The sequence below is a fragment of the Cognataquiflexum nitidum genome, assembly GCF_022538055.1.
In the GTDB taxonomy this organism is placed as follows: Bacteria; Bacteroidota; Bacteroidia; order Cytophagales; family Cyclobacteriaceae; genus Cognataquiflexum; species Cognataquiflexum nitidum.
Genome location: NZ_JAKZAM010000002.1, coordinates 72,420 through 98,277, shown reverse-complemented (window position 1 = coordinate 98,277; position 25,858 = coordinate 72,420). Strand labels below are relative to the sequence as shown.

General features: G+C 41.4%; 20 protein-coding genes and 1 pseudogene. 5 read left to right on the top strand and 16 right to left on the bottom strand.

Annotation, left to right across the window (positions count from 1 at the left end; genetic code table 11):
• Positions 1-239 precede the first annotated feature (239 nt).
• From MMU07_RS01620 to MMU07_RS01555, 14 genes and pseudogenes are all read right to left on the bottom strand, one after another.
• Positions 240-1,544: a M20 family metallo-hydrolase gene (locus MMU07_RS01620; protein WP_241124084.1), complete on the bottom strand. Its 1,305-nt coding sequence runs from the start codon at positions 1,542-1,544 to the stop codon at positions 240-242.
• 55 nt (positions 1,545-1,599) lie between these two features.
• Positions 1,600-4,755 carry a WD40/YVTN/BNR-like repeat-containing protein gene (locus tag MMU07_RS01615; protein ID WP_241124083.1) on the bottom strand — a complete coding sequence of 1,052 codons (3,156 nt, stop codon included), beginning with the start codon at positions 4,753-4,755 and terminating at the stop codon, positions 1,600-1,602.
• Positions 4,756-4,939: 184 nt separating this feature from the next.
• Entirely contained in the window at positions 4,940-6,121 is a 1,182-nt protein-coding gene (locus MMU07_RS01610; protein WP_241124082.1) for an acetyltransferase domain-containing protein, read from the bottom strand.
• 94 nt (positions 6,122-6,215) lie between these two features.
• On the bottom strand, positions 6,216-7,217 hold the full coding sequence (locus MMU07_RS01605) for a cytochrome c (RefSeq protein ID WP_241124081.1): 1,002 nt from the start codon (positions 7,215-7,217) through the stop codon (positions 6,216-6,218).
• A 10-nt stretch (positions 7,218-7,227) separates the two neighbouring features.
• The gene (locus MMU07_RS01600) at positions 7,228-7,650 is read right to left on the bottom strand and encodes a hypothetical protein (protein ID WP_241124080.1); all 423 of its coding nucleotides are present in this window, start codon (positions 7,648-7,650) and stop codon (positions 7,228-7,230) included.
• Positions 7,651-7,691: 41 nt separating this feature from the next.
• On the bottom strand, positions 7,692-8,327 hold the full coding sequence (locus tag MMU07_RS01595; RefSeq protein WP_241124079.1) for a DUF2306 domain-containing protein: 636 nt from the start codon (positions 8,325-8,327) through the stop codon (positions 7,692-7,694).
• Between the two features lie 156 nt (positions 8,328-8,483).
• Positions 8,484-8,909 (bottom strand): nuclear transport factor 2 family protein, encoded by a 426-nt coding sequence (locus MMU07_RS01590; RefSeq protein WP_241124078.1) that lies wholly within the window; start codon positions 8,907-8,909, stop codon positions 8,484-8,486.
• 75 nt (positions 8,910-8,984) lie between these two features.
• On the bottom strand, positions 8,985-9,290 hold the full coding sequence (locus MMU07_RS01585) for a RidA family protein (RefSeq protein WP_241124219.1): 306 nt from the start codon (positions 9,288-9,290) through the stop codon (positions 8,985-8,987).
• Positions 9,215-9,370 carry a hypothetical protein gene (locus tag MMU07_RS01580; RefSeq protein ID WP_241124077.1) on the bottom strand — a complete coding sequence of 52 codons (156 nt, stop codon included), beginning with the start codon at positions 9,368-9,370 and terminating at the stop codon, positions 9,215-9,217. Before MMU07_RS01580 ends, MMU07_RS01585 begins: the two co-directional genes overlap by 76 nt.
• Positions 9,371-9,603: 233 nt before the next feature.
• Entirely contained in the window at positions 9,604-10,371 is a 768-nt protein-coding gene (locus MMU07_RS01575; protein ID WP_241124076.1) for a hypothetical protein, read from the bottom strand.
• 161 nt (positions 10,372-10,532) lie between these two features.
• Positions 10,533-12,881 (bottom strand): annotated as a pseudogene (locus MMU07_RS01570) (TonB-dependent receptor).
• 381 nt (positions 12,882-13,262) lie between these two features.
• Positions 13,263-13,787 (bottom strand): YybH family protein, encoded by a 525-nt coding sequence (locus MMU07_RS01565; protein WP_241124075.1) that lies wholly within the window; start codon positions 13,785-13,787, stop codon positions 13,263-13,265.
• Between the two features lie 129 nt (positions 13,788-13,916).
• A complete protein-coding gene (locus MMU07_RS01560; protein ID WP_241124074.1) occupies positions 13,917-15,221 on the bottom strand; it encodes a DUF418 domain-containing protein in 1,305 nt (434 codons plus the stop codon).
• 219 nt (positions 15,222-15,440) lie between these two features.
• The gene (locus MMU07_RS01555) at positions 15,441-15,962 is read right to left on the bottom strand and encodes a nuclear transport factor 2 family protein (protein WP_241124073.1); all 522 of its coding nucleotides are present in this window, start codon (positions 15,960-15,962) and stop codon (positions 15,441-15,443) included.
• A 262-nt stretch (positions 15,963-16,224) separates the two neighbouring features.
• On the opposite strand from MMU07_RS01555, the gene MMU07_RS01550 reads away from it, so the two are divergent.
• Both MMU07_RS01550 and MMU07_RS01545 read left to right on the top strand, forming a co-directional pair.
• Positions 16,225-18,168 (top strand): tetratricopeptide repeat protein, encoded by a 1,944-nt coding sequence (locus tag MMU07_RS01550; protein WP_241124072.1) that lies wholly within the window; start codon positions 16,225-16,227, stop codon positions 18,166-18,168.
• The gene (locus tag MMU07_RS01545) at positions 18,165-18,899 is read left to right on the top strand and encodes a LytR/AlgR family response regulator transcription factor (RefSeq protein WP_241124071.1); all 735 of its coding nucleotides are present in this window, start codon (positions 18,165-18,167) and stop codon (positions 18,897-18,899) included. Before MMU07_RS01550 ends, MMU07_RS01545 begins: the two co-directional genes overlap by 4 nt.
• Positions 18,900-18,910: 11 nt before the next feature.
• Here MMU07_RS01545 and MMU07_RS01540 read toward each other — a convergent pair whose 3' ends face one another.
• Positions 18,911-19,672, bottom strand: a complete 762-nt coding sequence (locus MMU07_RS01540; protein WP_241124070.1) for an SDR family NAD(P)-dependent oxidoreductase — start codon at positions 19,670-19,672, stop codon at positions 18,911-18,913.
• A gap of 194 nt (positions 19,673-19,866) precedes the next feature.
• On the opposite strand from MMU07_RS01540, the gene MMU07_RS01535 reads away from it, so the two are divergent.
• Genes MMU07_RS01535 through MMU07_RS01525 form a run of 3 tightly spaced genes read left to right on the top strand, consistent with a single transcriptional unit; the run spans position 19,867 to position 24,534 of the window.
• The gene (locus MMU07_RS01535) at positions 19,867-21,672 is read left to right on the top strand and encodes an FAD-dependent oxidoreductase (protein ID WP_241124069.1); all 1,806 of its coding nucleotides are present in this window, start codon (positions 19,867-19,869) and stop codon (positions 21,670-21,672) included.
• Positions 21,669-23,507 carry a 2-oxoacid:acceptor oxidoreductase subunit alpha gene (locus tag MMU07_RS01530; RefSeq protein ID WP_418884497.1) on the top strand — a complete coding sequence of 613 codons (1,839 nt, stop codon included), beginning with the start codon at positions 21,669-21,671 and terminating at the stop codon, positions 23,505-23,507. The genes MMU07_RS01535 and MMU07_RS01530 overlap by 4 nt, the downstream gene beginning before the upstream one ends.
• The gene (locus tag MMU07_RS01525; RefSeq protein ID WP_241124068.1) at positions 23,482-24,534 is read left to right on the top strand and encodes a 2-oxoacid:ferredoxin oxidoreductase subunit beta; all 1,053 of its coding nucleotides are present in this window, start codon (positions 23,482-23,484) and stop codon (positions 24,532-24,534) included. The genes MMU07_RS01530 and MMU07_RS01525 overlap by 26 nt, the downstream gene beginning before the upstream one ends.
• Before the next feature lie 549 nt (positions 24,535-25,083).
• Here the strand turns inward: MMU07_RS01525 and MMU07_RS01520 are convergent.
• A complete protein-coding gene (locus MMU07_RS01520; protein ID WP_241124067.1) occupies positions 25,084-25,614 on the bottom strand; it encodes a YfiT family bacillithiol transferase in 531 nt (176 codons plus the stop codon).
• Positions 25,615-25,858 lie beyond the last annotated feature (244 nt).

Genomic DNA, 25,858 nt, shown 5'->3' with positions numbered 1-25,858 from the left:
ATATTAGATATTCATGGATATTAGATATTCATGGATATTAGATATTAGTGGATATTATTGGATATTAGTGGATATTAAATCCGCCTCAGCGGACAAGTTATTTATGGATATTTGTCACAATGGAAATGCTTTACCATTATTGATTGTCCTCTTTTTTCTGCTCTTACTTATCTGTTTAATTTATCAAGAGGTTTTGAATCTATTTATCAGGATGACCCAATATCAATCAATATCCAGTATCAATAAATATCAATTTTTAGGATCAAATCCTTATCCAACATCAATACCGTATGCAGCATCACATTGGCACCGTTTGCCATTTCTTCAGGTGAGGAATATTCTTTGGGATTGTGACTGATGCCGTCTTTGCTTGGGATAAAGACAAGTCCAATCGGCCCCAATTTACCCATTTCCTGTACATCGTGCCCGGCACCACTTTGCATTTTGATATAAGAGATGCCAAAGGATTTTGCTGCTGACATCATTTTTTCCTGTATTTCCTGACTGGCAAAGGTCGGGGTGGTTCCTAAATTCAGATTTTCAAATTGGATTTGAGTGTTTGTTTCCTTGCCGATCTGTACCGCTCTTTTTGCAATATCACCAAACATCTTCATGATCTTTTCTGAAGAAAGGTCCCTCATCTGCAGACTCATTTCCACCTTTCCCGGAATAATATTGGGTGCCCCTGAAGGGACAGAGATTTTGCCCACGCTCCCAACTTGGTCGCCTTCATAGCTGTTGACCACTTCATTGACAGCAAGCACTAGTTTGGAGGCTGCAATCAGCGCATCCTGACGGTCGTTCATGGGCGTGCTTCCTGCATGATTGGCCATCCCGGTGACAGTGATGTCCCAATCTTCAATCCCAACAATCCCTTCGACAATGGCTATATCGACACCACGGCTTTCCAATACTTTGCTCTGCTCGATATGGATTTCAATAAATGCTGCCAAATCGCCCGGTTTTCGGACTACCTCCCCCAACCTATCCGGATTTCCGCCGATGGCTTTGATTCCTTCCTCAAGTGTCAAGCCACTGGCAGACTTTTGGGACAAAGCTTCCCTACTCAAATTCCCAGTCAATGCCCGGCTGCCAACCAATCCCCCTTCTTCATTTTGGAAAATTATGACTTCAAGAGGATGGTCTGTGATGATATTATTTTCATTCAAAACTTCGATGATTTCCAGCGCTGTAATGGAACCATAAGTGCCATCATAATTTCCGCCATTGGGCACCATGTCTATATGGGAACCAAAGGCAATGGGCTTTTTGGAAGGGTCTTTACCAGCCCTTTTTCCAATGATATTGCCGGCAAAATCAACATGCACTTCCAACCCTGCCTTTCGCATCAGGTTCATAAAATAGGCTCTTCCTTCAATATCGCCTTTGCTGTAAGCAACCCTTTGGCCTTCTCCTTTTTCATTTTTCCCAAACTCAGCCATTTCAAAAATTCTTTGTTCAATACGTTTTTCATTGACCTTCACTTGGGCAAAAACCGAAATTGCACACAAGAAAAGTGTCATTGTCAGTAAAATTGATTTCATACTAATTGAATTTTTCATTTTCCCCAATGCTTTTGTAGTCCGATTCAATTGAAAATCACCTTTTCAGAATCATTTGGATATCTCTTGACAGTAGATACTGGTTGAATTTCGGTATTTCCTCCTCTATCAGTTTTTTGTATTGGACCTGAATGTCATCCAGCTGTTTTCTAAAGACATTGTAAACTTCCATTTGCTGATTAGTCGGCCTGAAATCAGCTCCAAATCCGCCGGCATCGCTAGCCAAAGCACTGATTCTTCCATAGAGTTTCATCGGATTTCTAAAGGCATCTTCCCTTGCACCTGTAAGGTTAACATCAAATAAAGCTCCTTCGACTTCCAATATTTTTGCTTCAAGTTCATTTGCTTTCAAAGCGATTTGTTCATCCTGATTCAGATCTGTCAATTCCTCAAGTTCCTTGCGGATGGTTTCTATTTCATTGATGGCAACTACCACTTCGTTCATTGCTGCATTGAGTTTCAATGAGAACTCAACCTGCTTTTGAATATCATCTAAAGTACCGGCAGTATTTGGGTCCTTGATGACCTTTCCTTTTTGACTGACAGTTTGCCCATCTACAGTGATCCTGATTACATACTCTCCAGGAATCACCCTAGGTCCAAATTGTCCACGATAAAGGTCCAGATCCCAGGTCACCAGCGGTCTGAATTCCCTGCCCTCTAATTTTACCCAAGGTTTATCCTGAGGCGCTACCAATAATTTTGGTTGAAGCGTGGGTTCATGTCGCAAATCCCACCAAACCCTGTTTACACCTGAATCTTTTCTGCCATTGAGGGTTCTGATTTTTTTACCTTCCAAGTCAAAAATCTCTACTAGGACTTCTTTGGCAGGATTTTTTAAGAAATAATTGATATCCATGCCATAAGGAGGATTTGATCCCGTGGTCATAGTTCGGCCCTCTGTTTTGATTCCTTGTATTTCTTGAAATCTGTATGCCGACCGTTGATTGAAGAGATGTACCTCTTTTGCCAAAACCTCCTGATCCAATTCTTGTATAGCGCCAATATCATCCAAAATGTAGAATCCCCTGCCATATGTACCGATAACCATATCATTGAATTCCTCCTGAATGGTCAGCCAATAAATCGGTACAGGAGGAAGATTGTTTCTTAGTCTGAACCAGTTATTGCCGTCATCTTTGGAAATATATAGACCTTTATCAGTTCCTGCATAAAGTATTCCTTTGACTTTTGGATCTTCTCGAGCAACATGGACAAAACTGGATTCTGAATGTTCTATTCCTTCGCTTATCTTTTCCCAAGTCTTGCCATAATCGGTGGTTTTGAAAATATAAGGATCAAAATCTCCCAACTGATGTGCATCCACAGTAACGTAGGCAGTTCCCAGTTGATGTCTCGATGGTTCAATGCTGGAAATTGTCCCCAGATCAGGTTTGCCAATGAAATTATCTGAGACATTGGTCCATGTCTTGCCTCCGTCTCTGGTCAACTGAACCAAACCATCATTGCTGCCGGTCCAAATAAGTCCCTCTTCTAATTGGGATTCTGCAATGGCAAAAAGTACCGAGGCATCAAAGGTCATGAGGTTGTCCGTGGCGATACCTCCGGAAGACTGTTGATGGGATTTATCATTTCGGGTGAGATCCGGACTGATGATTTTCCAGCTTTGCCCATAATCCTCAGTCATGTGGACAAATTGGCTTCCAACATAGACACGTTTGTGATTATGGGGACTTATAAATATCGGAAATGACCAATGCCATCTGTACCGCATATCCTGTGGTGCCCAACCATATCCTGCTTCGGGCCAAACCCTTACATCTCTGGCATGACCTGTCCGGAGGTCATATACCTGGAGACCTCCATCATAGCATCCCGACCAAACAATATGATTGTCCATAGGGTCAGGAATAGCCCATCCACTCTCACATCCTCCCACGGCATGCCATAGTCCCAGGGGTATACTACCCTGACGGCTATTGCTTGGGCCACGGTAGGAATATCCATCCTGTCGGTTTCCATAAACATTGTAAGGAATTTGATTGTCTGTCCACACATGGTACATCTGTGCATTGGGGAACACATGCTGCTTATAGGATTCTTGTTTGTTCCAAGTCACCCCAAGCCCACCATCATGGGCTACCAATATCCGGTTTGGATTTAGCGGATCAACCCAGATATCATGGTTGTCTCCACCTGCCCGATAACCTGCATTTGCAAGAGTTTTGCCTCCGTCCTTGGAGGTACTGAATTTTACCGAAGCAAAATAAATCTCCTCAGGATCGTCTGTTGAGACCCTCAATTTGGTATAATAGGGTGCCCGCTCATTGATGTCATGGTTGATCATAGTAAGTGCCCAAGAATCACCTCCGTCTGTAGATTTCCAAAGCTGAGGGCTATCCATTTCAAATAAGGCATAGACCACATTAGGATCACTGTAGGCAACTGCTACTGAAGTCTTGCCCACCGGATTCTTTTCTCCACCCGGCAAACCTTTGTCTTTCAGAGCTTCCCAAGTAGCGCCTCCGTCTTTACTCCGATAGATGCCTCCGCCGAAACCACCGCTGTTTAGCCCCCAAGTTTTGATATCTATGGACCAAAAAGCTGCAAATATAATCTCAGGATTCTTTGGGTTCAATGCCAAATCTACTGCACCTGTATGCTCATCGACAAAAAGTACATTTCCCCAAGTCTTCCCACCATCTGTGGTTTTATACACTCCCCTGTCTTTTTGTGGTCCATAAGTATGACCCAAGGCTGCTGCATAGACGATATCCGGATTTCTGGGATCTACCACAATCTGTCCGATACGTGATGTTTCTTTCAAGCCCATGTGTTGGAAACTTTTCCCTGCATCATTGGATTTGTAAATCCCATTACCCATCGCATGGGCCGGACGGATGAGGAAAGTTTCGCCCGTGCCTGCCCAAACTTGATTAGGGTCTGATGGCGCCAAAGCTAGAGCAGAAACTGAAGATATATCCTGCTCATCAAAAATAGACCGCCATGTAGTCCCTCCATCTTCAGTTTTGAAAAGACCCCCAGACGCCATACCTACATACATGACCATGAGGTTGTTGGGTTCACCAACGGCAGCAATAGTCCGGTTACCATCAGGTCCTATAAACCTAAAATCAAATTGTTTAAAATACTCGGCATGATTGGTCTGCTGTGCAAAACCCAGCATAGGAAAAAGAAATAAACAGAGGAGAAAATGCTTAAAATGATTCATTTTTGGTGGTTTTCAATTGTTAGGTTCTAATTCAATCTGTGTGTAATTTAACTTCATTCACAGGATTGAATATACCGGAATTTACATTTAAAAGAAGAAGCATCCTCATTAATTTACATTTCACATGGGAATAGAATCCATATTGGATTGAATCTCCTGTGATATGAATTCCTGTATTTCATAATCAGAAATAGCTGAGCCACCATTTGTTTTTATTACCCTGCTTATACCGGTCAAACTTTTTACAAATCGGATACAACACCAAAATCACTGAAATCCAGACAACATAAACTACCCAAAGTGGAAACCCATAGCCGGGAATCGGATTTTCGATTGCTCCCCATGCCGCCAAAACCATGTTCTTTTTCCAGACAAACCCAGTCATAGTCGCCAAGCCGATTGCGATCAGGTGAATGAGATAGATATGGATGATATAGAAAAAGAAAGGAACCCGGCCGAAAGTGCAAATAAAATCCACAAGCTTTCCTTTCCATTTCTCGGAATTGGCCAAAAGGAGTAGTATTCCTCCCAAAGTCATCAATAAGAATAAGAGTGAAGGTGGATATTTGCTTGGATTCAGGAATGAAACCAGATCCTGACCGGGTCTATCATACTGTTGGTAAAGGACAGGATCTCCATAGACATTGGTCCACCTCAGCAATACAAAAAGGATAATGGCACAAACACCAAGAAGGCTGAAGGTCAGTTTTCTTTTGGAACTGTCAACTGATTTGTCGTAATATATTCCAAACCAATAGCCTAAAGCCATCACTCCAATCCAAGGAATCATGGGGTAGCCCACCACAAACATCAAATTTTCTGAAAGCATGAAAATATTGAGTTTGTGAAATAGCGCCCAAGCAATAGAGTTGTCCAAACTGATAGGGTCAAGAAGGTTATGTCCAAAAATCAGGATAAGGCCAAAAATCAAAATCACTTTGCGGGATAAGTAAACCAAACCCGCCAAGACTATCATACTGATTCCCAAAGACCAGATGACTTGTAGAAGAATAGTTCCAAAACTTAAATCAAAAAGCCACCCAAAATTGATCACTGTAAGCTCAATAAATACTAGCCAAAGTCCTCTTTTGAGGAGAAATCCCGACAATTCGTTTTTTGGTTTTCTCTTGCCGATCATAAAAGCAGAGGTTCCTGCGAGAAAACTGAAAGCAGGCGCACAGAAATGTGTAACCCAGCGGGTAAAGAATATCGCCAAAGTCGTTTGTTCAGGATCTGCCGCGTCAAATAGGAAAGCAGGGGCATGCACATAATCCCGCACATGGTCCAATGCCATGATGAGCATTGCAAGGCCTTTGACAAGATCGATGGAGGAGATTCTTTGGTTGGGGACAGGTATTGTGTTCATTAAAATTTATTACTCTAAAGATTGTTTTTCTAACAAAAGAATTGGACAACAGTCGATTGACCGTTGTCCAATTTGAAAGATTCAGATTACATTTTTATTTCTTAAACATCAACTCTCCTGCATCATAATCAGAAGGCTCCAAACTTGTCAGGTACAGGTAAAGTGCTTCCAGGTCTTTATCCGTCATTCTAGAAAAGGGTCCCCAATGCATTTGGGATATATTGATCAGCCTTCCCTGACGGAATCTTGCCTTCCATTCTTCCACAGTTTTAAATTTTGACAAAGCGCTATTTGGATGGGGAGTAATGTTGGGGGTACGCATCCAAGTTTCAGGATCACCCCCTACAGCCAAAGCAAACTCAGGCCAAGGTTCAAATTCCATTCCACCGGCATATTCAGGACCTATGGCCTCAAAGGTCATGGGGTCACGATTGGTATGACAGCCTACACAATTGGCCAAATACCTTGATACATATTCTCCTCTGGCTATTGTCGCCTCCATCGGAGGAGAAACCGGAGCTGGACTTGGGTTGGATATCGGTTGAAAGGAGCTAGCCAACACCCGCACTGCTTTTCCTACAAAAGTCCAATCATTATCGGGCACTTCATTATTGAAAGGAGCCATGGTTCTGAGGTAGGAAACCACTGCCACTAGGTCCTCATTCGCCATATTCCAAAAAGGCATCAATACAATCAAAGTTCCCGTACCATCCGGTTTTACCACATGCCGCATCATCCGAAACATTTCCTTGTCAGAATACCTTGCTATACCGGTTTCCGAATCAGAAGTCAAATTCCTCGGGTACATGGTGCCGAGAGCTCCCATATTGAATGGCACTCCGCCCTTAAGGGGAATGTTTTCTCCAGCATCGGCCGCAATCATTTCCGCTACACTTCCCACATGACAATTGGAACAATGGGCGGGTCCATGAACCAGATATTTTCCCCTTTCGATTACCGTAGAATCAGTACTGACCTGAAGATCAGGATAAGGAATTTCATAGATTTTATTCCAATTTAGTTGGACGTAAAAAACAAATCCCCCAATGACAACTACCAAGAGGATAACGATTCCAAGGATGATTTTCTTTACCATAGCTGTTAGCTTAGTTATTCGGCTTATAGTCGGAATGTTGCCAAGACATCAGTACCCATTTCTTTTTTTGAGATGTATAAACGGCCGTAAATACGCCTTTGTATTCAAAAATATCCGAGGGATTCTTTTTTTGACTTATCTTTTGGTCGATCAGACCCGAAACTATCACAGTACCACCTGATTGATTTACTGTTAGATCTGAAAACTCATTTAAAACGGTCATCATTGAGGTTGCCTCCTTTAACTCTGTACGGCCCATTTTCTGGCCATTACCTGTAATAAACACAAAGTTTTCATCGGTATTTTCTAATGTAAACATCCGATCTTCAGTCTTAGCCATAAGTTCATGGAAGGTCTTTTCGGTAAAAGAACCTTGGGAATAGGCACTTAGGGTAAATGCCATAAGGATAGTAATGATTGCTACACTTTTCATCTTGTTTTTCATTTATTGCCTACTCTAAACAGGTTTTCGGCTTATCCCTTTTTATTCCATTGTAATACAATCTCTGTAATCAATAGCGGAATGACCCAAGAAACCCAGCCCAAAGTCGGACCCCTTTCCACGAAAGTTCCCAGCTCGATAATAAAAGGCATGGCGGCCAGCCATCTGAATATCACAAAAGCAAAAGTCACCACATAGCTCCGGATCATCCATTCCTTATGCTGCTGGATTCTCTTTCTTTTGATGGAAATAAATGCCATTGCAGCGGTACAAAACCATGCAAAAGCCAGCATTTGAAGTGCAAAGGCCCAGGTCCAGTGAATAGCTAGTGCTGTGGTCCAGGCTAGAGAAGTGGAACTGATGGTTCCGATCAGAATTGCTGTCAAATACAACTTTCCCATCCATCGGTGCACTGTCAGGTACCTGTTCCTAAACCCTGCCCAAAACTGAAAGGGTCCCAATACCAGAGCTAGCAAACCGCCTGTGATATGTCCGATCAACGGCCATTTCATCCTCCAGAACCTGCCGTACACTTCCTCGTCAAATCCGAAGTAGGGTAAAGCTTCAACAAGGACAAATTTTCCTGCGAAAATGATTAGAAAGCCCCAAGCCAACAGCATCAGCCAGGCTTTGGGTTTATCGGGGACAAGGGTGAGGTTTTTGGCCATAAGATTTATTTCGATTTAGTATTCTCCCAGTGAGATTTGGGCGGTTTGGGATATAATTCCCTATTTGCTGATTTTATTGTTTTTGGGTTTAAAAGTTGGGATGGAATCCTGGGTTCATTTAAGTTGAAACCGGTAAAGTCCGAAAACCGAAAGGTTCTATTCTAAAGCATCACTCAATTTTTTGGTATCCACATACTGTTGAAAAGCCACCACTTTCCCGTCTTTCAATGTCCAGAAATGGGCCACTTGAGCATTATATTTCTTTCCTTTTTTGGTTTTGGCATCATAGCGTAAGGTGGCCAACACATTATTATTGTACATCTCATGCAACTCGATATCCTCCAAATTAAAATACTCATGCTCCTGCATTATCCGACCAAAAACCCCATTCAAGACCGAATCAGGCCCTATGTATGGATTGCCATCTGCATAGGAATTGCCTTCGGCTTCATTCCAGACTATTTTGGAGTCCATGCTACCGAGAACTGTCGGGATATCACCGACTGCAAAAGCATTATAAAGCCCATCTATGACCGCCCTGTTTTGGGTTGCATTTTTTAAATCATTTTCAATCGTTTTCATAGGATTTTTACTGGTTTTAATTGTTAAATTATTTTGAAGCTTTTCCAAAGTTCAAAACTTTGGAAAAGTTGGATCTTATGCTTCATGCACTTCCAATTCGATTTCAATCAAAAATTCAGGCAAAGCCAAGCCTTTGACTTCTAGCCAGGAACCCGTCGGAAAATGCTTGGTATAGATGGAATTCCGGTAACCTGCATGTTCTAAAAATGCCGGCATATCTGTGGTAAATACATTTTCTACCACCACATCGTCAAAGGTGCAGCCATAGTGTTTCAGTATTTTATCCAAATCGGAATAGCAGTTTTTCATCTGCTGGAGAAAATCGCCCACAGCAGTGGGCCCGCCTCCATCATCCATGCTGACAGCCCCGGAGACTTTGATACTGTTCCCAATCTTGACGGCGTGGCTATATTTTCGATTTCGAGCCGGAGGCTAAAAAATTCAGGTTTTTCTATTTTCATGTTATTTTCCTTTGGTATCACCACAGAATTTACTTTTTGATTTTAGATTAATAAAACCATCAGGGACGAAGCACTAGATTTTATGTCCTAAGCCATGGTTTTATTACCCGAATAAAAAAAAGGGCTTTGGCAAAAAGGATTTCTCCCGATGCCTCTACCCTATTTTTATCAACTAATTCGCAATTGGCCGAGTTGGATTTTACTGCTTTATCAAAATGGATTACATTTTTATTTTACTTGCCGGGATTGCTTATGTCCTTATCCAAGGTGTAGATGTAGTTCCAAGTATTTTGAAGGGATGATCGAAATGCGGCCTGAAGCTCATCCCTTTTGGCCTTTCCGGCGTTTTTTTCAACAGTCTGCCAAACGCCTTCCTGAATGATATCCATCGCTGCATAATCTTTGTAAGGCATCACATGATGGAAACTTGGGCTTTCGGGTCCCGCAGTCTGCCATTGATACCAATAACCCCCGGGTTCAAGACCTGCACTTTTACGGATACCTTCCACTTCTTTGACTACCTCCATCAGTCGATGGCCATTTAAGGGATTCAAATCATAGAAAGAAACCCTAATCATATCTTCTGTAAGTGAAGCTGCTTTGCTGATTCCAAGTTGAAAACGTGTCACGTGTGACGTTGCTTTCTCGATATGGGGATTAATCAGCGACCGGGCTAGGTCTTGGCATTTTTTCCCTGACTCGTCGGTTTTGTCCATTTCAGCCCAGTTGGCCATATCAGAAGCAAGCACAAAGACACTTCCTTCTCCTTGCTGTCTTTGCCACATTCTCCATGTCCAATCGCCTTCGTTTTTTAAGTAGCAGGCTTTCCATGCCTTGACACCTTCCCTAAATTGCATTTCATGCCCGGGCTTGATGGTAAACTCAGTTACTGTCATTAATGGGCCTAGTGGTTCGTTTTGAGCGATTGAGGACGAAAGTAGAGTCCAATTGAGGACTATTCCCATTGACAAGATGATTAAATAATTCATTCTTTTTTTCATGGTTTTTTTGATTAAAATGGTTTTAACTAGTTTTAGATTGATTAAAAATTGTAAATCAATATCAATATTTTATATCTCTTTACAGAAGCGTTTAGGACTAACCAACCTTAAAAATGTCCCAATACGGGAATTCATTTACCCAAAAGAAAATTGGATTTTGATCAATTAGTGACTCTTCTCTGTTCCTCTTGGGAACCCACTTTTCTATCTCTGGTTCCTTTGATCTTACTATTTCCAAACTGATAGGTATAGGTAGCCATGAACACCCTTTTTTCATACTTAAATCTTATATAAAAATCTAAATCAGCACCATCAAATGATTGCCCCCTGATTTGACTGGTTTCGAGTATGTCGTTACAGGATAACCTCAGCACCCCGGCCTTTTGGAAGTCTTTTTGGACTCCTAGGTTAAGAAAGCCCCGAGAAAGTCCCAAGTAATATCCGTTGATGCTGGGAGACATGTAATTTCCCATCAACTCAATGGTGTAATTTTTGGGAAGCGTGAATGTATTGGTCAAAACTACCTGCAGACCTTTCTGATCAACATCTTAAATCTCCCCGTTCAGCTCAGATTTGACTCTTTGATAATTTGCTGTAAAGTTGTTTTGGGTTTCCCACCAAGAAGTCAACTTCAAGGGGAAAGCTATCATCAAGGAAACTGTCTGCCTTTGGTCGATATTTTCCGTTTTCAGAAATACCGTGTTTGTCTCTACATCCAAAGTAGGTTGAAACCTGGCAATTACATTTTGGTCCGTACTGTGCTGCAGCGAGAAAATCCAGCTTTTATGGGAATAATCTGTTTTGAAGGTATTGGTGTAAGTAGGCAGGATGTTTTCATTTCCGGCGAAGAAGGTAAAAGGGTCAGAAAAAAACGCAAAAGGTGCCATCTCATTGAAAGTGGGACGTGTAATCCTGCGTCCGTAGGACAGCTGAACCAAGTTGTTGGGATTGATTTTTCTGGATAAAAATGCCGTTGGAAAGAAATCACCGTAATTCCTGTCAACGATTTTCTCTCCTGACACTGTCGTCAGGTTGGTTTTGGTGTTCTCGTATCTGACTCCTGCATTCAAGGAAGTCTTTTCATCAAATTTGATTTTGGCTGAGGAAAATGCTGCCAATATATCCTCATTGAGAAAGCCATCATTGGTGAATTTTGGATCGATCTGCCAATCTGAATCAAGTTTCTCTTCGAACACTACAGTATTGGTGAATTTTGAAAGAGTAGCTCTGATACCTGATTCTACAGCTACTGATTTGCCAATTTTCATGGAATGGTTAAAGTCTGTTACCCACAGCTCAATGGGGGTATCTTTGGTTATTCTGAATTCCTGTGAACCTATCAAATCATTGAATTCATCATAATTCATAATGGTATATCCAGATGGATTGGCATTATTGTAGGTCAGGTAGTCTACATTGGTACTAATGACATGCCCGTTTTGGAATGTATGCTGAAGATTGATATTACCCATGATATGACTCCATTTATTGACTTCTACCGTTGTCATCCTAAAAAGTGTATCAGGGGAAATGGAAAAACTGGATTTGGTAGTATTAAAAGCCGTCATTTCCCAACGGTTATTGTAGCCACTGACCAAGCCACTGAGGATGGTTTTGCTGCTTAGCTTGTAGTCAAACCCTGCCTGGTAATTGATGGATTTTCTGGTCGAAAATCTATCGGTGTAGGTATCAATACGAATGTCTTCAAATCCGTTATTGTTTCCTCTAAATTGTTCCCACTCTGCCTCCTGATTTACATAGGTAGAGGCCAAAAGAACAAACCAACTGAATTTTGCTCCCTGATGATTGAGGTTGAAGCTCATATTGCCATTGTAGCCGGAACCATAGCCTTGTCCGATGGTCAGGGAACCCTTTGTACCCACCATAGCATTGTCCTTTTTCATCACGATATTGATAAATCCTGCATCACCGTCAGCATCATAGTTTGCAGGAGGGACAGTGATGATTTCTATCTTTTCGACATCACTCGAGTTGAGACCTGCCAGCATCTGATAAGCAGCCTCCAATGGCATTCTGAATCTTTGGCCGTTCATGAGGATGACTACCCCGTCTTTCCCTAAAACAGAGATCGAATTACTCTGCCTGTTGACCATTACCCCAGGAGCTCTATCGAGTACATCGATGACCGATAACCCCGCAGCTGAAATACTGTTAGCCACATTGACTACCATTTTCCCCTCTTCCAACTCAAAAAATGGCCTAGTAGCCACTACAGTCACCTCCTCCAAATTTTGGGCTTCCTCCACCACCGTTATTCCTTCCAACTCATTTTTTTCTGTTCCTGAAAAATTAAAGCCGGGGGTATAGGATTTGGAGTATCCCATTATAAAAACTTCAACAAAATATTCCCCTTTTGGAATTTCTGAAAAAATATAGTTCCCAGTTTCATCCGTAATGATTCCCTTGACCAACAAAGAATCCGTGACGCTTTTCAGCAGCACATTTGCAAAAGCTATTCCTTTTGATTGAGAATCATGAACCTTCCCCATTATGATTCCTTGAGAAAAACCGGACGAAACAAAAAGGAACATTACAATCATTATCAAAAAAACTTTCATAACATTATTATTTAATTAAATAGTTAAAATCAATTTATAAAAAGTCGTGATTAAAAAATTGAAAAAAAACGATTCAAGTACGAAATAGACCTATTTATGTCCCAAACCGTGGTAATATTTACCGAATGAAAAAATAAATAATTATTTAACTAATTCGTTATACGATACTGATTTAAACATATTGTCGCATTTCTTTGGTTTTTTAGCCAGGTCAATCCGGACAACTTAAAAAACAGCGAAAAAACTGAGTGGGTATCTATATTTACCCACTCAGTTTAAAAAAATATACAATTAGCAAATAGCTGAAAGGAATTAATTTTCTTTGGAGTCGTTATTGCTGATATCTCTCACACAGACATATTTTCCATCACGTTTTTCCCAGATCGCCATATAGCTACCCGAGGAAACGACTTTGCCCGAAGCATCCTTTCGGGTAGTTTTCCCTACTTCGGTGATAGTGTTTTCATCCCCAAAAATATCCAATACCTCAAATGTGATGGTTTGACCAGCAGGTCTTTTGGCCATGCTTGACTCAAATTCTTTTTGAATGGCAGCTTTGCCTACTGCAACCGGTGCACCACTACCCATACTTACTGCGTCATCAGCGTAAAAAGCCATTAAAGAAGTGATATCACCTGCAGTATCAGCGGCACCCCAAGCATCTTCCAAATCTTGGATTTCAGCTTTGATAGCAGCCATATCGGGTTCTTGTGCAGGAGGAGTTGCCACTTCTTCCGGTGCAACAGTTTCTTCAGGAGCAGGTGAGCTACAGGCAACTGTAAATAGAGAAAGAGCGATACAGGCGGTCGCTATGAGGAAATAGTTTTTCTTGTTCATTTTTATGGTTGTTTAGTGCTTACTCTATTCGGTTTTCAGCTTTCCCGTTTTTTCATTTTGTCAATATTTTTGATATCCAAGCCAAAAGGCAAAAGGGTATTTCTTGTTAATGATCCTAAAAATAGCTGCCTAAACTTTCCAAAAAGGCGGATTTTGTAGGTAACTCAATCTTCTCCACATCCATTCTATCGGTCCAAAATGGAAATACTTCAGCCAAATCGGACTTAGGATCATTTGAAAAATCCAGATGGAAAACACTACATATAGCAGTTCAAATCGCTGCAGCTTTCCAAACAGACCAAAACCGACTCCTGTAAATACAAACATGCATATCACAGAATGCATGAGATAGTTGGTCAGGGCCATTTTCCCTACTGCCGCCAAGCTATGCTTGAGCCATTCGAAGGCAGGTAATTTGGAAAAGACCATAATCATACCGATATGCCCCATAGCGACAGGAATACGACCGAGGTCATAGGTGATATTGGATTTTGAAAAACCTACATAAGAAAAATCGCTAGCTATAATGGAGGTGATTTCGTTGTAGTTGACCAGTAACCCAATCCCATATCCAAACAAAACCATCAGACCATAAAAGCCATATGATTTTTCAGTTGAAAGAATTTTCCATTTGAACAGTGCTATTCCCAAAAGCATCATGGGTAAGATGTCCCACAGATCATACCTGTAAGAGAAATAGGTATTGAAATAAGTATTGACAGGAGCTAAAAAAAACACCACATCCACATACCCCTTCCGCATACTTTCATTTTCAAAATCAATAAATTCCTGAGAACGGTCATATAGCTTTTGCTCCCATCTGCTGAGGGCATCTTTTGTTTCTTTGGAAAGGGGTGTTTCTTCCACCTTGTAGGTTTCAGCCAAAGCCACTTGATCCATCATTGCCACATCCTTCCGGTAATCCACATAATTCCAAAGAGTTCCGATGGAGAACAAAAAGACTGAAATCATGACCAGGTATTTAGGACTTATCCTTCTGAAAGAATAAACAAAATAACCCATCAGGGCATATTCAAATAAAATCTCACCCCTCCATAACAACAAATAGCCATGAACCAAACCAAAAACCAACAGCCACAACAACCTTCTGAAATAAATGTCTGCTGCCCTTATTCCGGCATCTTTTTTCTCTAATCTATCCAAAAGAATAAACATACCTACCCCAAACAAAAGAGAAAACAATGCCCTCATGGTACCCTCAAAAAACATGTTTGCAGCGACCCATGTCCCTAAATTCCAGCCTTCTGCACCACCGGACACTGTCGGGTCATTATAGGCCCCTGACAAACCAAAGCCATTGATATTCATCAATAAGATTCCGCAAAGCACAATGCCTCGCATCACATCAAGCGAAGTCACTCGCTCAGCGGTTTCAATAGAAATCAGCGTGGAGTTAAATTCTTTTGCTAGCATCAGTGACTTTTTTTGAGAAATAAATGACCTAAAAACAAGTATCGGGACAGAGCTCCTCTATTATAATATTGGCGCCCTACCCCGATGTTCTCATCAACTAAAATCCAAACCGTTTCATTTGAATTTTCACTATTTATTCAACAAGGGTTTATTTAATTTCTCATGGTCAATAAAAATTGCCGGCCGATATCAGAGTCCAGGCTGCAGAATATTTATTTTTTAATCTGAAGCTTTATCCAACGATTTTGATGCTTTTGCTATGGAAATCCTCATGACTGCCATTGTAATTTTGGAGTTATCCCAATACCCAAATTCTTTGACAATTTTACCATCGACGAATTGGAAGGTAATGTGGATCGGGATCTCAAATATCTCTTGCGTTGCGGCAAGGGTCCCTTTCCAAACCCCCCAATAGTTTACCCAGGTTTCTTCTTTGTCATCGAGTATCATTTCAAAAGTTTGGGTTTCTGTATTTATAGAATAAGAGGACAAACCTTCAATTTCCATTTTTTGCTGTGCAATCAGTTCCTGAATGTTTGCGGGATTTTTTTCTGTTACATTGATGAATATCTTGGCATTATCAGCAAAATGAGATTTATAAGCATCCCAATTTCCTGTTAGATAGTTTTCAAAAAGCGATTTTACTGTGTCAATTTCAGGAGAATCTTGGCTATACCTCTGTTTGGATGTGCAACCAACCAAAGTCAAAACAAAAATTCCTATTAACATGAAGTATTTCATAATTAGGTAAAATAGGATTGGCTGGGGTTAGAATTTTAAGGGTTGTTGGTTTTGAATTCAAAGAAATCAAATCACTTCTTTTCCAATTGATGATTCCCTTTCAGGCATTAGAATGATCTAATTAAAGCATCCTAATTAATATTAAAAATGGATCTAGGACAAATGACCCCTTATACTGTCCGAATGATGCCTAAAAATTACCGAGGAATAATAATCGGTTTATTTAAATATTTTGATATAAATAATATGCTATATTTCATAAATGAAATGGATTATTGTTTTTCTTTTTTTTACGATAACCCTCCGTACCGAGGCCCAATTGTTTTTCTCACATGAGAAAGTCAATTATAAGCAGGTATTTGTAGAATCGGATGATTTTGGATCAGAATACCTCGAAAATCTAGAAAAAGGCCTTTCAAAAATCCAAAATGATACCTTAAGGATCAAAGTCCTAAACGATCTAGGGTATTTGACCCATTCAAGAAACCTTAAAAAATCACTGTCTATCATCAACCGAGGACTTGAAGAAGCAAGAAGAATTGACAATAAGTATTGGGAGGGTAGATTACAGGTTTCGCAGGGGGCTATCCTTCTAAGACTTGATGAGTTGGATTGGGCTGAGATGGTGCTCAAAAGTGCGATTGAAAAAATTCCAGAAAGTGAATCTTGGCTCCTTTACACCAACCTTGGCTATGTGTTTGAAAGAAGAGGGAATTTGGGAGAGGCATTTGATTATGCATCAAAAACCCTCAAAATAGGGGAAAAATACGGGGATAAAAAAGCAATTGCAATGGCATATTCCGACATGAGCAACCTTTTTTGGAAACAGGGAAAATCCAGTATCGGTTTGGAATATGGTTTGAAATCCATTGCACTTTTTAAGAAAAGAAATCTATATGACCTCGATTATGACTTTACCCTTCATGTAATCGGAAATAACCTGATCAAACTCAATAGGTACGAGGAAGCATTGGCCTATTTCCAAGAATCAATCAGCATCGGAGAGCGGTATGGGTTTTATAATAACCTAAGCGACACCTATATCGCACTTTCAGATTTATACAATCAGAAAGGTGATTATATAGCTGCCGAAAAATCAGGCTTGGAGGCATTGAAGTATGCCGAATTATTGGAAAATGATTTTATGATCATGCGGTCTTTGCTTTCATTGGGAAAATCCAACAATAGCATCGGAGATTTCTCCCATGCCATCAAATTTTTAGAAAAAAGCATCCGGGTAGCCACAAAAGATTTTGGAGATAAGTATTATTTGAGCCTTGTGTACCTTGAACTAAGTAAGGCCTATGAGGGTGATAAAAAATTTGCCAAGGCTTTGGAAGCAAGTAGGACTTATGACGCGCTCAAGCAAATCGTCTTTACGGCAGAGGCTGACCAAAGGATTTCACTGCTACAAACTGAAATGGATGTTTCCCAAAAAGAAAATACAATAAACCTTCAAGAGGCCCGATTGGAAAAACAAAAAATGTTGCAGATTTTCATCCTTACCCTAGCAGGATTTTTGGTTGTTATTCTAGGCATTTTATATGTTGTCTTGGTCCGTCGAAAAAAATACAACATGCTTTTAGAAAAGCAAAATCTCGAAAAGGAACATTTGCTCAAAGAAATTCACCATCGGGTCAAAAACAACCTTGAAACGATCTCAAGCCTTCTTGCTCTTCAGACAGCCAAAATTGAAAATAAAGAATTCCAAAGTATCATGGAACAAACCCAAAACAGGGTGCATAGCATAGGACTGATTCATCAGAAACTCTATCAGGGAAGAGACCTTAAAACCATAGAAATGAAGGATTTTTTTCTTAACCTAGGTGAATACATCATCGATACTTTCAATGCCTCAATGCGCATTTCATTGGTTTGTGACATGGATACCTTAGACCTTGAAATTGACCAGGCTATACCTATTGGACTGATTGTCAATGAATTATTGTCAAATTCCCTAAAATACGCTTTTCCAAATGAAAATAAGGGAATAATTAAAGTATCACTCTCGGAAAAAAATTCGCATCTCTTGCTTCAAGTCTCTGATAATGGGATCGGAATAGGCGATAAACCTGAAATCAAAGGATCGGGTTTTGGGTCTCAACTCATCAGTCTTCTTACCAAACAACTCGATGGGAAAATGACCCTAATTTCCAACCCGGGGACAGAAATCTTTTTTGAATTCCAAATACATAAAGCCGCATGACCCAGAAAACACGAATACTAATTGTAGAAGATGACATGATTATCGCTGCCAACATCGGTTTGCAGCTGACCAATCTTGGATACGAGGTGACTGGATTGGAATCCAGAGGTGAAGAAGCTGTACACCATGCCTTGGAAAACAAACCCGATATGATATTGATGGACATTCAGCTTAAAGGAAAAATAAGCGGAATTGAAACTGCCAAAAATATCCAACAATATATTGATATCCCCATCATTTACCTTACCGCCAATGTAGATGATGCTACCTTTTCCAAAGCCAGAGAAACCCATCCTTTTGCATTTATCGCCAAGCCGTTCAAAAAACTTGACTTGGAAAGAACCATAGCACTGGTAGAAGAAAAGGTCTTAGAAAAAAATAAGGAGATATTTTCCAATGATACTTTGGTGGAATATCAGGGAGACAGGATTTTTATCAGAAATCAAAACAAACTTATCAAGGTTTTGCTGGAGGAGATCATGTACATTGAGGCAGAACGGAATTATTGCAAAATCATTCTTACCAATCAAAATTATTTGATTGTCAGCCCGCTAAGCAAACTTTGCGAAAAACTTGATCAGAAGAATTTTGTACGAGTACACCGCTCCTTTGTGGTCAATTTCTCAAAACTTGATGCTGTGGCAGAATCACATGTGGAAATTGGCGGGAAGTTGATCCCTATAGGAAAACAATTCAAAGAAGACCTGCACAGGTTGCTGAATAAGGTTTGACCTAAAAATGATTACCCTGCTGCCAAAATCCCCCCATCGATCGTAAATGCACTTCCGGTAATCCAACTAGAATCATCGCAGGCCAGAAAAAGTGCAAGTTTTGAAACATCTTGGGGTAGGCCGAGCCTTTTGAGCAAGGTTGCTTTTCCGGCATTGGACACTGCTTGGATTGGATCAGGGAATGCAACGGCGGAAGCATGGATAAAAGGTGTATCCACAGGACCGGGACACATGGTGTTTATCCTTACAGAAGGCCCATAATCCACCGCTATTTGTTTTGCCAAAGCCAATAAAGCTGCTTTTGAAGCACAATAGGCAGGATGATTGGGAAAAGATTTGTAAGCAGCAATCGAGGAATTGACGACTACAGCAGCAGTCGGCCTCTTGAGCAATTCAGGCAAGGCAAATTTGAGAAGATAAAACACTGAGTCGACATTGGTTCTGAATGTCTTGTCCCAATCTGAGGGCTCCAATTCGGTCACAGAACCCAAACCTAGCATTCCGGCATTGGTCACCAAGCCATCCAATTGCCCAAAAGATTGTATGGCATAAGAAACGAGGTCGCTGTTATATTGAATATCTCCAACATCTCCTGCTAAAAATTCAGCATTTCCTCCTGCAGCATTTATTTTTGCCTTCAAAGTCTTGGCTCTTTGTTCATCCCTCCCACTCAGAATTAGATTTGCCCCTTCTTTCGCAAAATCCAAGGCTATTGCATTTCCCATTCCACTTGTAGCCCCGGTAATGATGAATGTTTTTTGATGGAGTTTCATAGCCAAATCCCTTTTATGAATCGATAAATTTCTAAATCAAAATTATATGAGATTTTGCATATTTATCAACCACCAAAATAAATTATAATTTTATATCAAATGTATCTGCATTAAATTCTGAAATTTCTTAGCTTTAAGAAGCTTTGTCTTTTTTCAACAAAAATTGGGAAAGTGACATCAAACCCATTTTAACCATGAAGCCTACCAATACCAAAGACCCTGAATACTACCATAAGGTAGTGGATTGCCAATACGCCTGCCCCGCACACACTCCTGTACCTGAGTATATCAGACTCATCGCCGCAGAAAGATTCACTGAAGCTTACATGGTCAACTGGGAATCCAATGTTTTTCCAGGCGTCCTCGGAAGGACTTGTGACCGACCCTGTGAACCTGCTTGCCGCAGGGTAAGGGTCGAAGAGGAACCAGTCGCCATCTGCAGGCTCAAAAGAGTCGCTGCGGACAACAAAGGTGATGTCAGGCAATACATGCCTCAAGGTCCTTTTCCATCTAACGGAAAAAAAATCGCCCTGATCGGCGGTGGACCTGCATCACTAACGGTTGCAAGGGATTTGGCTCCTTTGGGATATGAAATCCATCTTTTTGATGAGCAGGTAGCCGGCGGAGGAATGATGCGAAGTCAGATTCCCTCTTTCAGACTACCTGAAGAAGTGCTCAATGAAGAGGTGAATTTCATACTTGACCTTGGGATTCATACCCAATTTCTGACTTATGTCAAGAGTTTGAAGGAAGTATTGGAGGGTGGATATGATGCGGTTTTTGTTGGGACAGGAGCCCCAAAAGGAAGGGACTTACCAAAATTGCCCGGAAGAAAAGAAGGAGACAAGAACATCCATATCGGAATAGAATGGCTTGCAGGTGTAGCTTTTGAACATACCAAATCTATCGCATCTAAAGTAATCGTACTTGGAGGTGGCAATACAGCCATGGACTGCTGCAGAACCTCCAGAAGATTGGGAGGTAAAGAAGTCAAAGTGGTGGTCAGAAGCCCGTTTGACGAGATGAAAGCATCCCCTTGGGAAAAAGAAGATGCCCTTCATGAGGACATCAATATCATTGATAACCATGTTCCGCTGAGTTTTGAAGTCAACGACGGAAAACTCATCGGGATGAAATTCCAGAAGGTAAAACCCGTCTATGACGAAAACGGCAAAAGGCAACTTCTTCCAACGGAAGAAGATGAAGTTTTCATTGAAGCAGATGAAGTATTGATTGCAATTGGACAAGAAAACAGTTTCCCCTGGATAGAAAGAAATATAGGGCTAGAATTTGACCAATGGGGAATGCCGGTGGTGGATGAAGTCACCTTCCAATCCACCAATGTCAAGGTTTTCTTTGGTGGAGACGCAGCATTTGGACCCAAAAATGTCATCACAGCTGTAGCCCAAGGCCACCAAGCGGCAGTATCGATCCACCTGTTTTGTGAAGGATTGGACGTACATGACAGGCCTTCTCCCTACACCAACCTTGTCAGCCAAAAGATGGGAATCCATGAGTGGAGTTATGACAGCGGTGTGGCTATTGACCAAAGGTATATCGTACCCCAAGCCAAAAAATCCCAAACCCTCAAAGACAGAAAGAAAGAAGTTGAATTAGGTTTTGATATCGCAACAGCTTACAAAGAAACCCAAAGATGCCTCAACTGCGATGTGCAGACGGTTTTTACAGAAGACAGGTGTATAGAATGTGATGCCTGCATGGATGTCTGCCCTACTTCCTGTATCACTTTTACCATCAATGCAGAAGAACCCGAACTAAGGCAGAATCTCTTGGTTCCTGCAGAAAATCTAACCCAGGATTTATTGGTTTCCAAGGAATTAAAAACAGGTCGTGTCATGGTCAAAGATGAAGATGTATGCCTACACTGTGGTCTTTGTGCAGAAAGATGCCCTACCTCAGCTTGGGACATGCAAAAATTCCTCTACAACACGACCAAAGCCAATCAAATGATCACCCCGTTACCCCTTATAGAGAAATGACAAAAGCAGTCAATGATTTTATCATCCGTTTTGCCAATGTGAACGGCACCGGATCGGCGAGTGCAAACTACCTGTTTGCCAAAGCCATTTTCCGAATGGGAATACCGGTTACTCCAAAAAACATCTTTCCATCCAACATTCAGGGATTACCGACATGGTATGAAGTGCGTGTCAGTGAAAAGGGATATCTCGGGAGAAGGGAAGGTATCGATATTTTGGTTTCTGTCAATCCCCAAAGCATGGCACAGGATGTGAAAAGTGTCAAGCCTGGTGGTTATTTTATGTATGACAGTACCAAAAAACTCCCAGCCCCCTATTTCAGAGAAGACATCCATTATCTCGGTGTTCCTATGATGGAGATGTCCAATGAGGCATTTTCAGATCCAAGGAAAAGACAACTCCTTAAAAACATCATCTATGTAGGAGCTTTGGCCAAATTGTTAAACATGGATTATTCCGAAATCGAAAAATTGGTCGGAGAACAATTTGAAGGTAAAAAGCAACTGATCGACGCCAATATCCAAGCCCTGAAACTTGGAATGGATTATGTCGAAGCAAATTTCGAGTACCCTCTAAACTTCCATCTTGAAAGAAGGAACCTCATCAAAGACAAAATCCTGGTAGATGGCAACACTGCCTGTGGCCTTGGTGCAGTCTATGGAGGTGCCACTGTCATGGCATGGTATCCGATCACGCCTTCCACTTCGGTGGCAGAGGCATTTGAACATTATTGTGAAGAATACAGGACCGATCCTGAAACAGGCGAAAAAAGATTTGCCATCATCCAAGCCGAAGATGAACTCGCCGCCATGGGGATGGTTATCGGTGCCAATTGGAACGGTGCCCGGGGATTTACTGCGACAAGCGGTCCCGGAGTCTCTTTGATGAATGAGTTTCTAGGTTTGGCTTACTTTGCTGAAGTACCTGCTGTCCTCATAGATGTCCAAAGAACCGGACCTAGTACAGGCATGCCCACGAGAACACAACAATCGGACATTCTACTTGCCGCCTATGCTTCCCACGGAGATACAAAACATGTCTTGGTTTTCCCCGCTACTCCCCATGAATGCTTTGAGATGACAGCCGAAAGTTTTGACCTCGCCGAGCGCCTTCAAACGCCGATCATGGTCATGACAGATCTGGACCTTGGCATGAACGACCACATCAGTGAGCCTTTTCATTGGGATCAAAAAAGAAAGTATGACCGTGGAAAAGTACTCAATGCGGAGGAATTAGAGCATATCGGCCGGTTTGGAAGGTATCTGGATGTGGATGGTGACGGTATTCCTTACAGGACCTATCCGGGCACGCATCCTACCAAAGGCTCTTTCTTTACTAGAGGAACTTCACGGGATGAATACGCTGCCTACACCGAAGATGGTGCTGCCTACAAACGAAACATGGACCGATTGATGGTCAAATGGGAAACGGCGAAGAAAATTGTTCCGAAAGCCCATTTGTACCAAAAAGAAAACAAGTCAGAAGTAGGGATTCTATTCTATGGAACATCCACTTTTTCGGCAGAGGAAGCTAAAGACATTTTGGAAGAAAATGGAATCATCGTAGATGCGATCCGGATCAAAGCTTTCCCTTTTGGTGAAGAGGTGGTTCAATTCATTCATTCCCATTCGACTGTTTTTGTCATAGAGCAAAACCGGGATGCCCAATTGCGCAGCATGATGATCATGGAACTTGAAACCAATCCTGCCAAATTGATCCCTGTCTTGAATTATGAAGGCATGCCGATCACAGCTGATGCCATCAAAAACCAGATTTTAAAGCATTTAAACCTAGAAAATACCCAACACCATGAGTTATCTGAAACCGCTCTTTAGACATCCGAAACTTCCAAAAAACAAACTTGGCTATACCCAAAAGGAATATGAAGGTTCGCTGTCTACACTTTGCGCAGGTTGTGGCCACGACAGCATCAGCGCCGCCATCGTGCAGGCATGTTTTGAAATGTCTGTAGAACCACATAAAGTGGCCAAGATCTCCGGAATCGGTTGTTCATCCAAAACCCCTACCTACTTTTTGGGCAATTCACATGGTTTCAATTCTGTCCACGGGCGTATGCCTTCCGTGGCCACAGGTGCAAGCATGGCGAATAAGGACATGGTGTATTTTGGAGTTTCAGGGGATGGGGATTCAGCCTCTATCGGCATGGGGCAGTTTGTCCATGTCATCCGGCGAAATCTGAATATGGTCTATATCGTGATGAACAACGGCTGCTATGGCCTGACCAAAGGACAGGATTCTGCCACCGCAGACCAAGGTTCGCGGAGCAAAGCCGGTTCCGTCAATCCATTTCAAGCTATCGATCTAGCGAGTTTGGCGATAGAATTGGGAGCAACCTTTGTGGCTCAGAGTTTTAGCGGGGACAAGCAGCAATTGGTTCCGCTCATCAAGGCCGCCATGCACCATAAAGGATTTGCCTTTCTCAATGTGATTTCTCCTTGTGTGACTTTCAACAACAATCCCGGTTCTACCAAATCCTACGACTATGTGAGGGAACATATTGAAGCCACTTCGACTTTGGACTTTGTTCCGGAAATGCCCGAAATCAAAACCAATTACGAAAAAGGCAAGTCGACCCGAGTAGCGATGCACGATGGCACCTTGATCCAACTGAATAAATTGGCAACAGATTGGAATCCGGAAGACAGGGTTTCTGTAGCAAATGCCCTTCAGCATGCAAGAACAAAAAATGAAATCCTTACAGGCTTACTCTATGTCAATACCGAATGGAAAGACCTTCATGGCACCTTAAGTACTTGCAGTACACCTTTGAATAAATTGAAAGAAACAGATCTTTGTCCGGGTGTTGAGGCATTGGGGGAAATTAATGCGGGGTATAGATAAATGAGTATATGCGCAACCTCTACATTTCTTGGAGGAAAAATCCTTGGTTTTGGGTTGGAAGACCGAAGACCGAAGACGGATGTAACAGGCAATTAGCAAATTTATCAAAAACTATCTAGATAGGCTTGGTATTTAGAAATGCCAATATTATGGGTCTTGGTTGTCTTTTTGAATGCAATTGGATCGGAGGCAGGATGTTTAAATGTTGGTATAAAAGTTACAGCACTGAAGGTGCGAAATACCCCAGCGATGGGTGCAGCCCATCGTAATAGTAAGAAATGTTCGGAAAAAGCCCTGAAGGGGCGAAATATCTCTAAGGACAAGAAAGAAAATGATCCCGCCCTTTCAGGGCTTAAGGGAATTATCTGATGAATTATGGATGGGCTTCACCCATCCCTTTGTTATTTTGCCCTTTCAGGGCTAATTTAAATGATTTGGGATTCGATAAGTTTTTAGATTTCTCAATAATCAACATACCCATCCAATCCGCATTGCTGTATAAATTCCTTGTCGAACAGTTGCTGTACTTCTTGGTATTTCTCAACTTTCCTATCTAAATCTCTCACTCACCAACTTCACATGCCCCAAATGATGACTTGAATGCCAGGCATACAAAGCTATGGTGGTAGCCAAGGTGCTTGTTTTTTTGTTGGCAGGATGGAAAAAGTTTTTCTGCAAATCCGCTTCTGAAAGTGATTTGATCAACACTACCCAACGGTGATGTAATCCTTCCAAAATCTTCAAACTTGATTCTATGGGCAGGTTTTTGGCATCTGCCAATTCCGCCCACAGATCTTCATGATAAGGTTTGATGGTTGGGTGATCCTCAGTAAGCGCCAACTTGAACCGGATAAAGCTGTTCATATGACTGTCGGCACAGTGATGCACTACCTGCCTCACCGTCCATCCTTCAGGCCGATAAGGTGTGTCCAATTGTTCTTCTGAAAGTTTATCTGTTGCTGCACGGAGTAAGGCAGGGAATTCTTCTATGATTCCAACCCATTCTTCAAGTTGTTGGCCAGTAATTTCTTTTGGTGCGGAAAATCGGCCAACAGGGAATTTTAATGATTCTATTTCCATTTGGTTATTGGTTATTTGTTAAATGGTGATTGGTTAATGGTTATTTGGTTATGGGTTATTTGGTTAATGGTTAGGGGTTATTTGGTTAGGGGTTATTTGGTTAATGGTTAATGGTTATTGGTTATTTGGTTATTGGTTATTTGGTTAATTGGTTAATTGGTTAATTGGTTAACTGATTTTGAATTCATAGCCTGGACTTGGTACCTAGGACTTTTTCTTAGCTTGGTACTTAGTACTTGATACT

Excerpts from the sequence above, each read along its gene's own strand:
- MMU07_RS01595 (WP_241124079.1), bottom strand. The coding sequence starts at position 8,327 with ATGGCCAAAAACCTCACCCTTGTCCCCGATAAACCCAAAGCCTGGCTG.
- MMU07_RS01580 (WP_241124077.1), bottom strand. The coding sequence starts at position 9,370 with ATGAAAATAGAAAAACCTGAATTTTTTAGCCTCCGGCTCGAAATCGAA.
- MMU07_RS01565 (WP_241124075.1), bottom strand. The coding sequence starts at position 13,787 with ATGAACAAGAAAAACTATTTCCTCATAGCGACCGCCTGTATCGCTCTT.
- MMU07_RS01575 (WP_241124076.1), bottom strand. The coding sequence starts at position 10,371 with ATGAAAAAAAGAATGAATTATTTAATCATCTTGTCAATGGGAATAGTC.
- MMU07_RS01530 (WP_418884497.1), top strand. The coding sequence starts at position 21,669 with ATGACAAAAGCAGTCAATGATTTTATCATCCGTTTTGCCAATGTGAAC.
- MMU07_RS01550 (WP_241124072.1), top strand. The coding sequence starts at position 16,225 with ATGAAATGGATTATTGTTTTTCTTTTTTTTACGATAACCCTCCGTACC.
- MMU07_RS01600 (WP_241124080.1), bottom strand. The coding sequence starts at position 7,650 with ATGAAAAGTGTAGCAATCATTACTATCCTTATGGCATTTACCCTAAGT.
- MMU07_RS01590 (WP_241124078.1), bottom strand. The coding sequence starts at position 8,909 with ATGAAAACGATTGAAAATGATTTAAAAAATGCAACCCAAAACAGGGCG.
- MMU07_RS01555 (WP_241124073.1), bottom strand. The coding sequence starts at position 15,962 with ATGAAATACTTCATGTTAATAGGAATTTTTGTTTTGACTTTGGTTGGT.
- MMU07_RS01615 (WP_241124083.1), bottom strand. The coding sequence starts at position 4,755 with ATGAATCATTTTAAGCATTTTCTCCTCTGTTTATTTCTTTTTCCTATG.
- MMU07_RS01620 (WP_241124084.1), bottom strand. The coding sequence starts at position 1,544 with ATGAAATCAATTTTACTGACAATGACACTTTTCTTGTGTGCAATTTCG.
- MMU07_RS01545 (WP_241124071.1), top strand. The coding sequence starts at position 18,165 with ATGACCCAGAAAACACGAATACTAATTGTAGAAGATGACATGATTATC.
- MMU07_RS01535 (WP_241124069.1), top strand. The coding sequence starts at position 19,867 with ATGAAGCCTACCAATACCAAAGACCCTGAATACTACCATAAGGTAGTG.
- MMU07_RS01520 (WP_241124067.1), bottom strand. The coding sequence starts at position 25,614 with ATGGAAATAGAATCATTAAAATTCCCTGTTGGCCGATTTTCCGCACCA.
- MMU07_RS01525 (WP_241124068.1), top strand. The coding sequence starts at position 23,482 with ATGAGTTATCTGAAACCGCTCTTTAGACATCCGAAACTTCCAAAAAAC.
- MMU07_RS01610 (WP_241124082.1), bottom strand. The coding sequence starts at position 6,121 with ATGAACACAATACCTGTCCCCAACCAAAGAATCTCCTCCATCGATCTT.
- MMU07_RS01540 (WP_241124070.1), bottom strand. The coding sequence starts at position 19,672 with ATGAAACTCCATCAAAAAACATTCATCATTACCGGGGCTACAAGTGGA.
- MMU07_RS01605 (WP_241124081.1), bottom strand. The coding sequence starts at position 7,217 with ATGGTAAAGAAAATCATCCTTGGAATCGTTATCCTCTTGGTAGTTGTC.
- MMU07_RS01560 (WP_241124074.1), bottom strand. The coding sequence starts at position 15,221 with ATGCTAGCAAAAGAATTTAACTCCACGCTGATTTCTATTGAAACCGCT.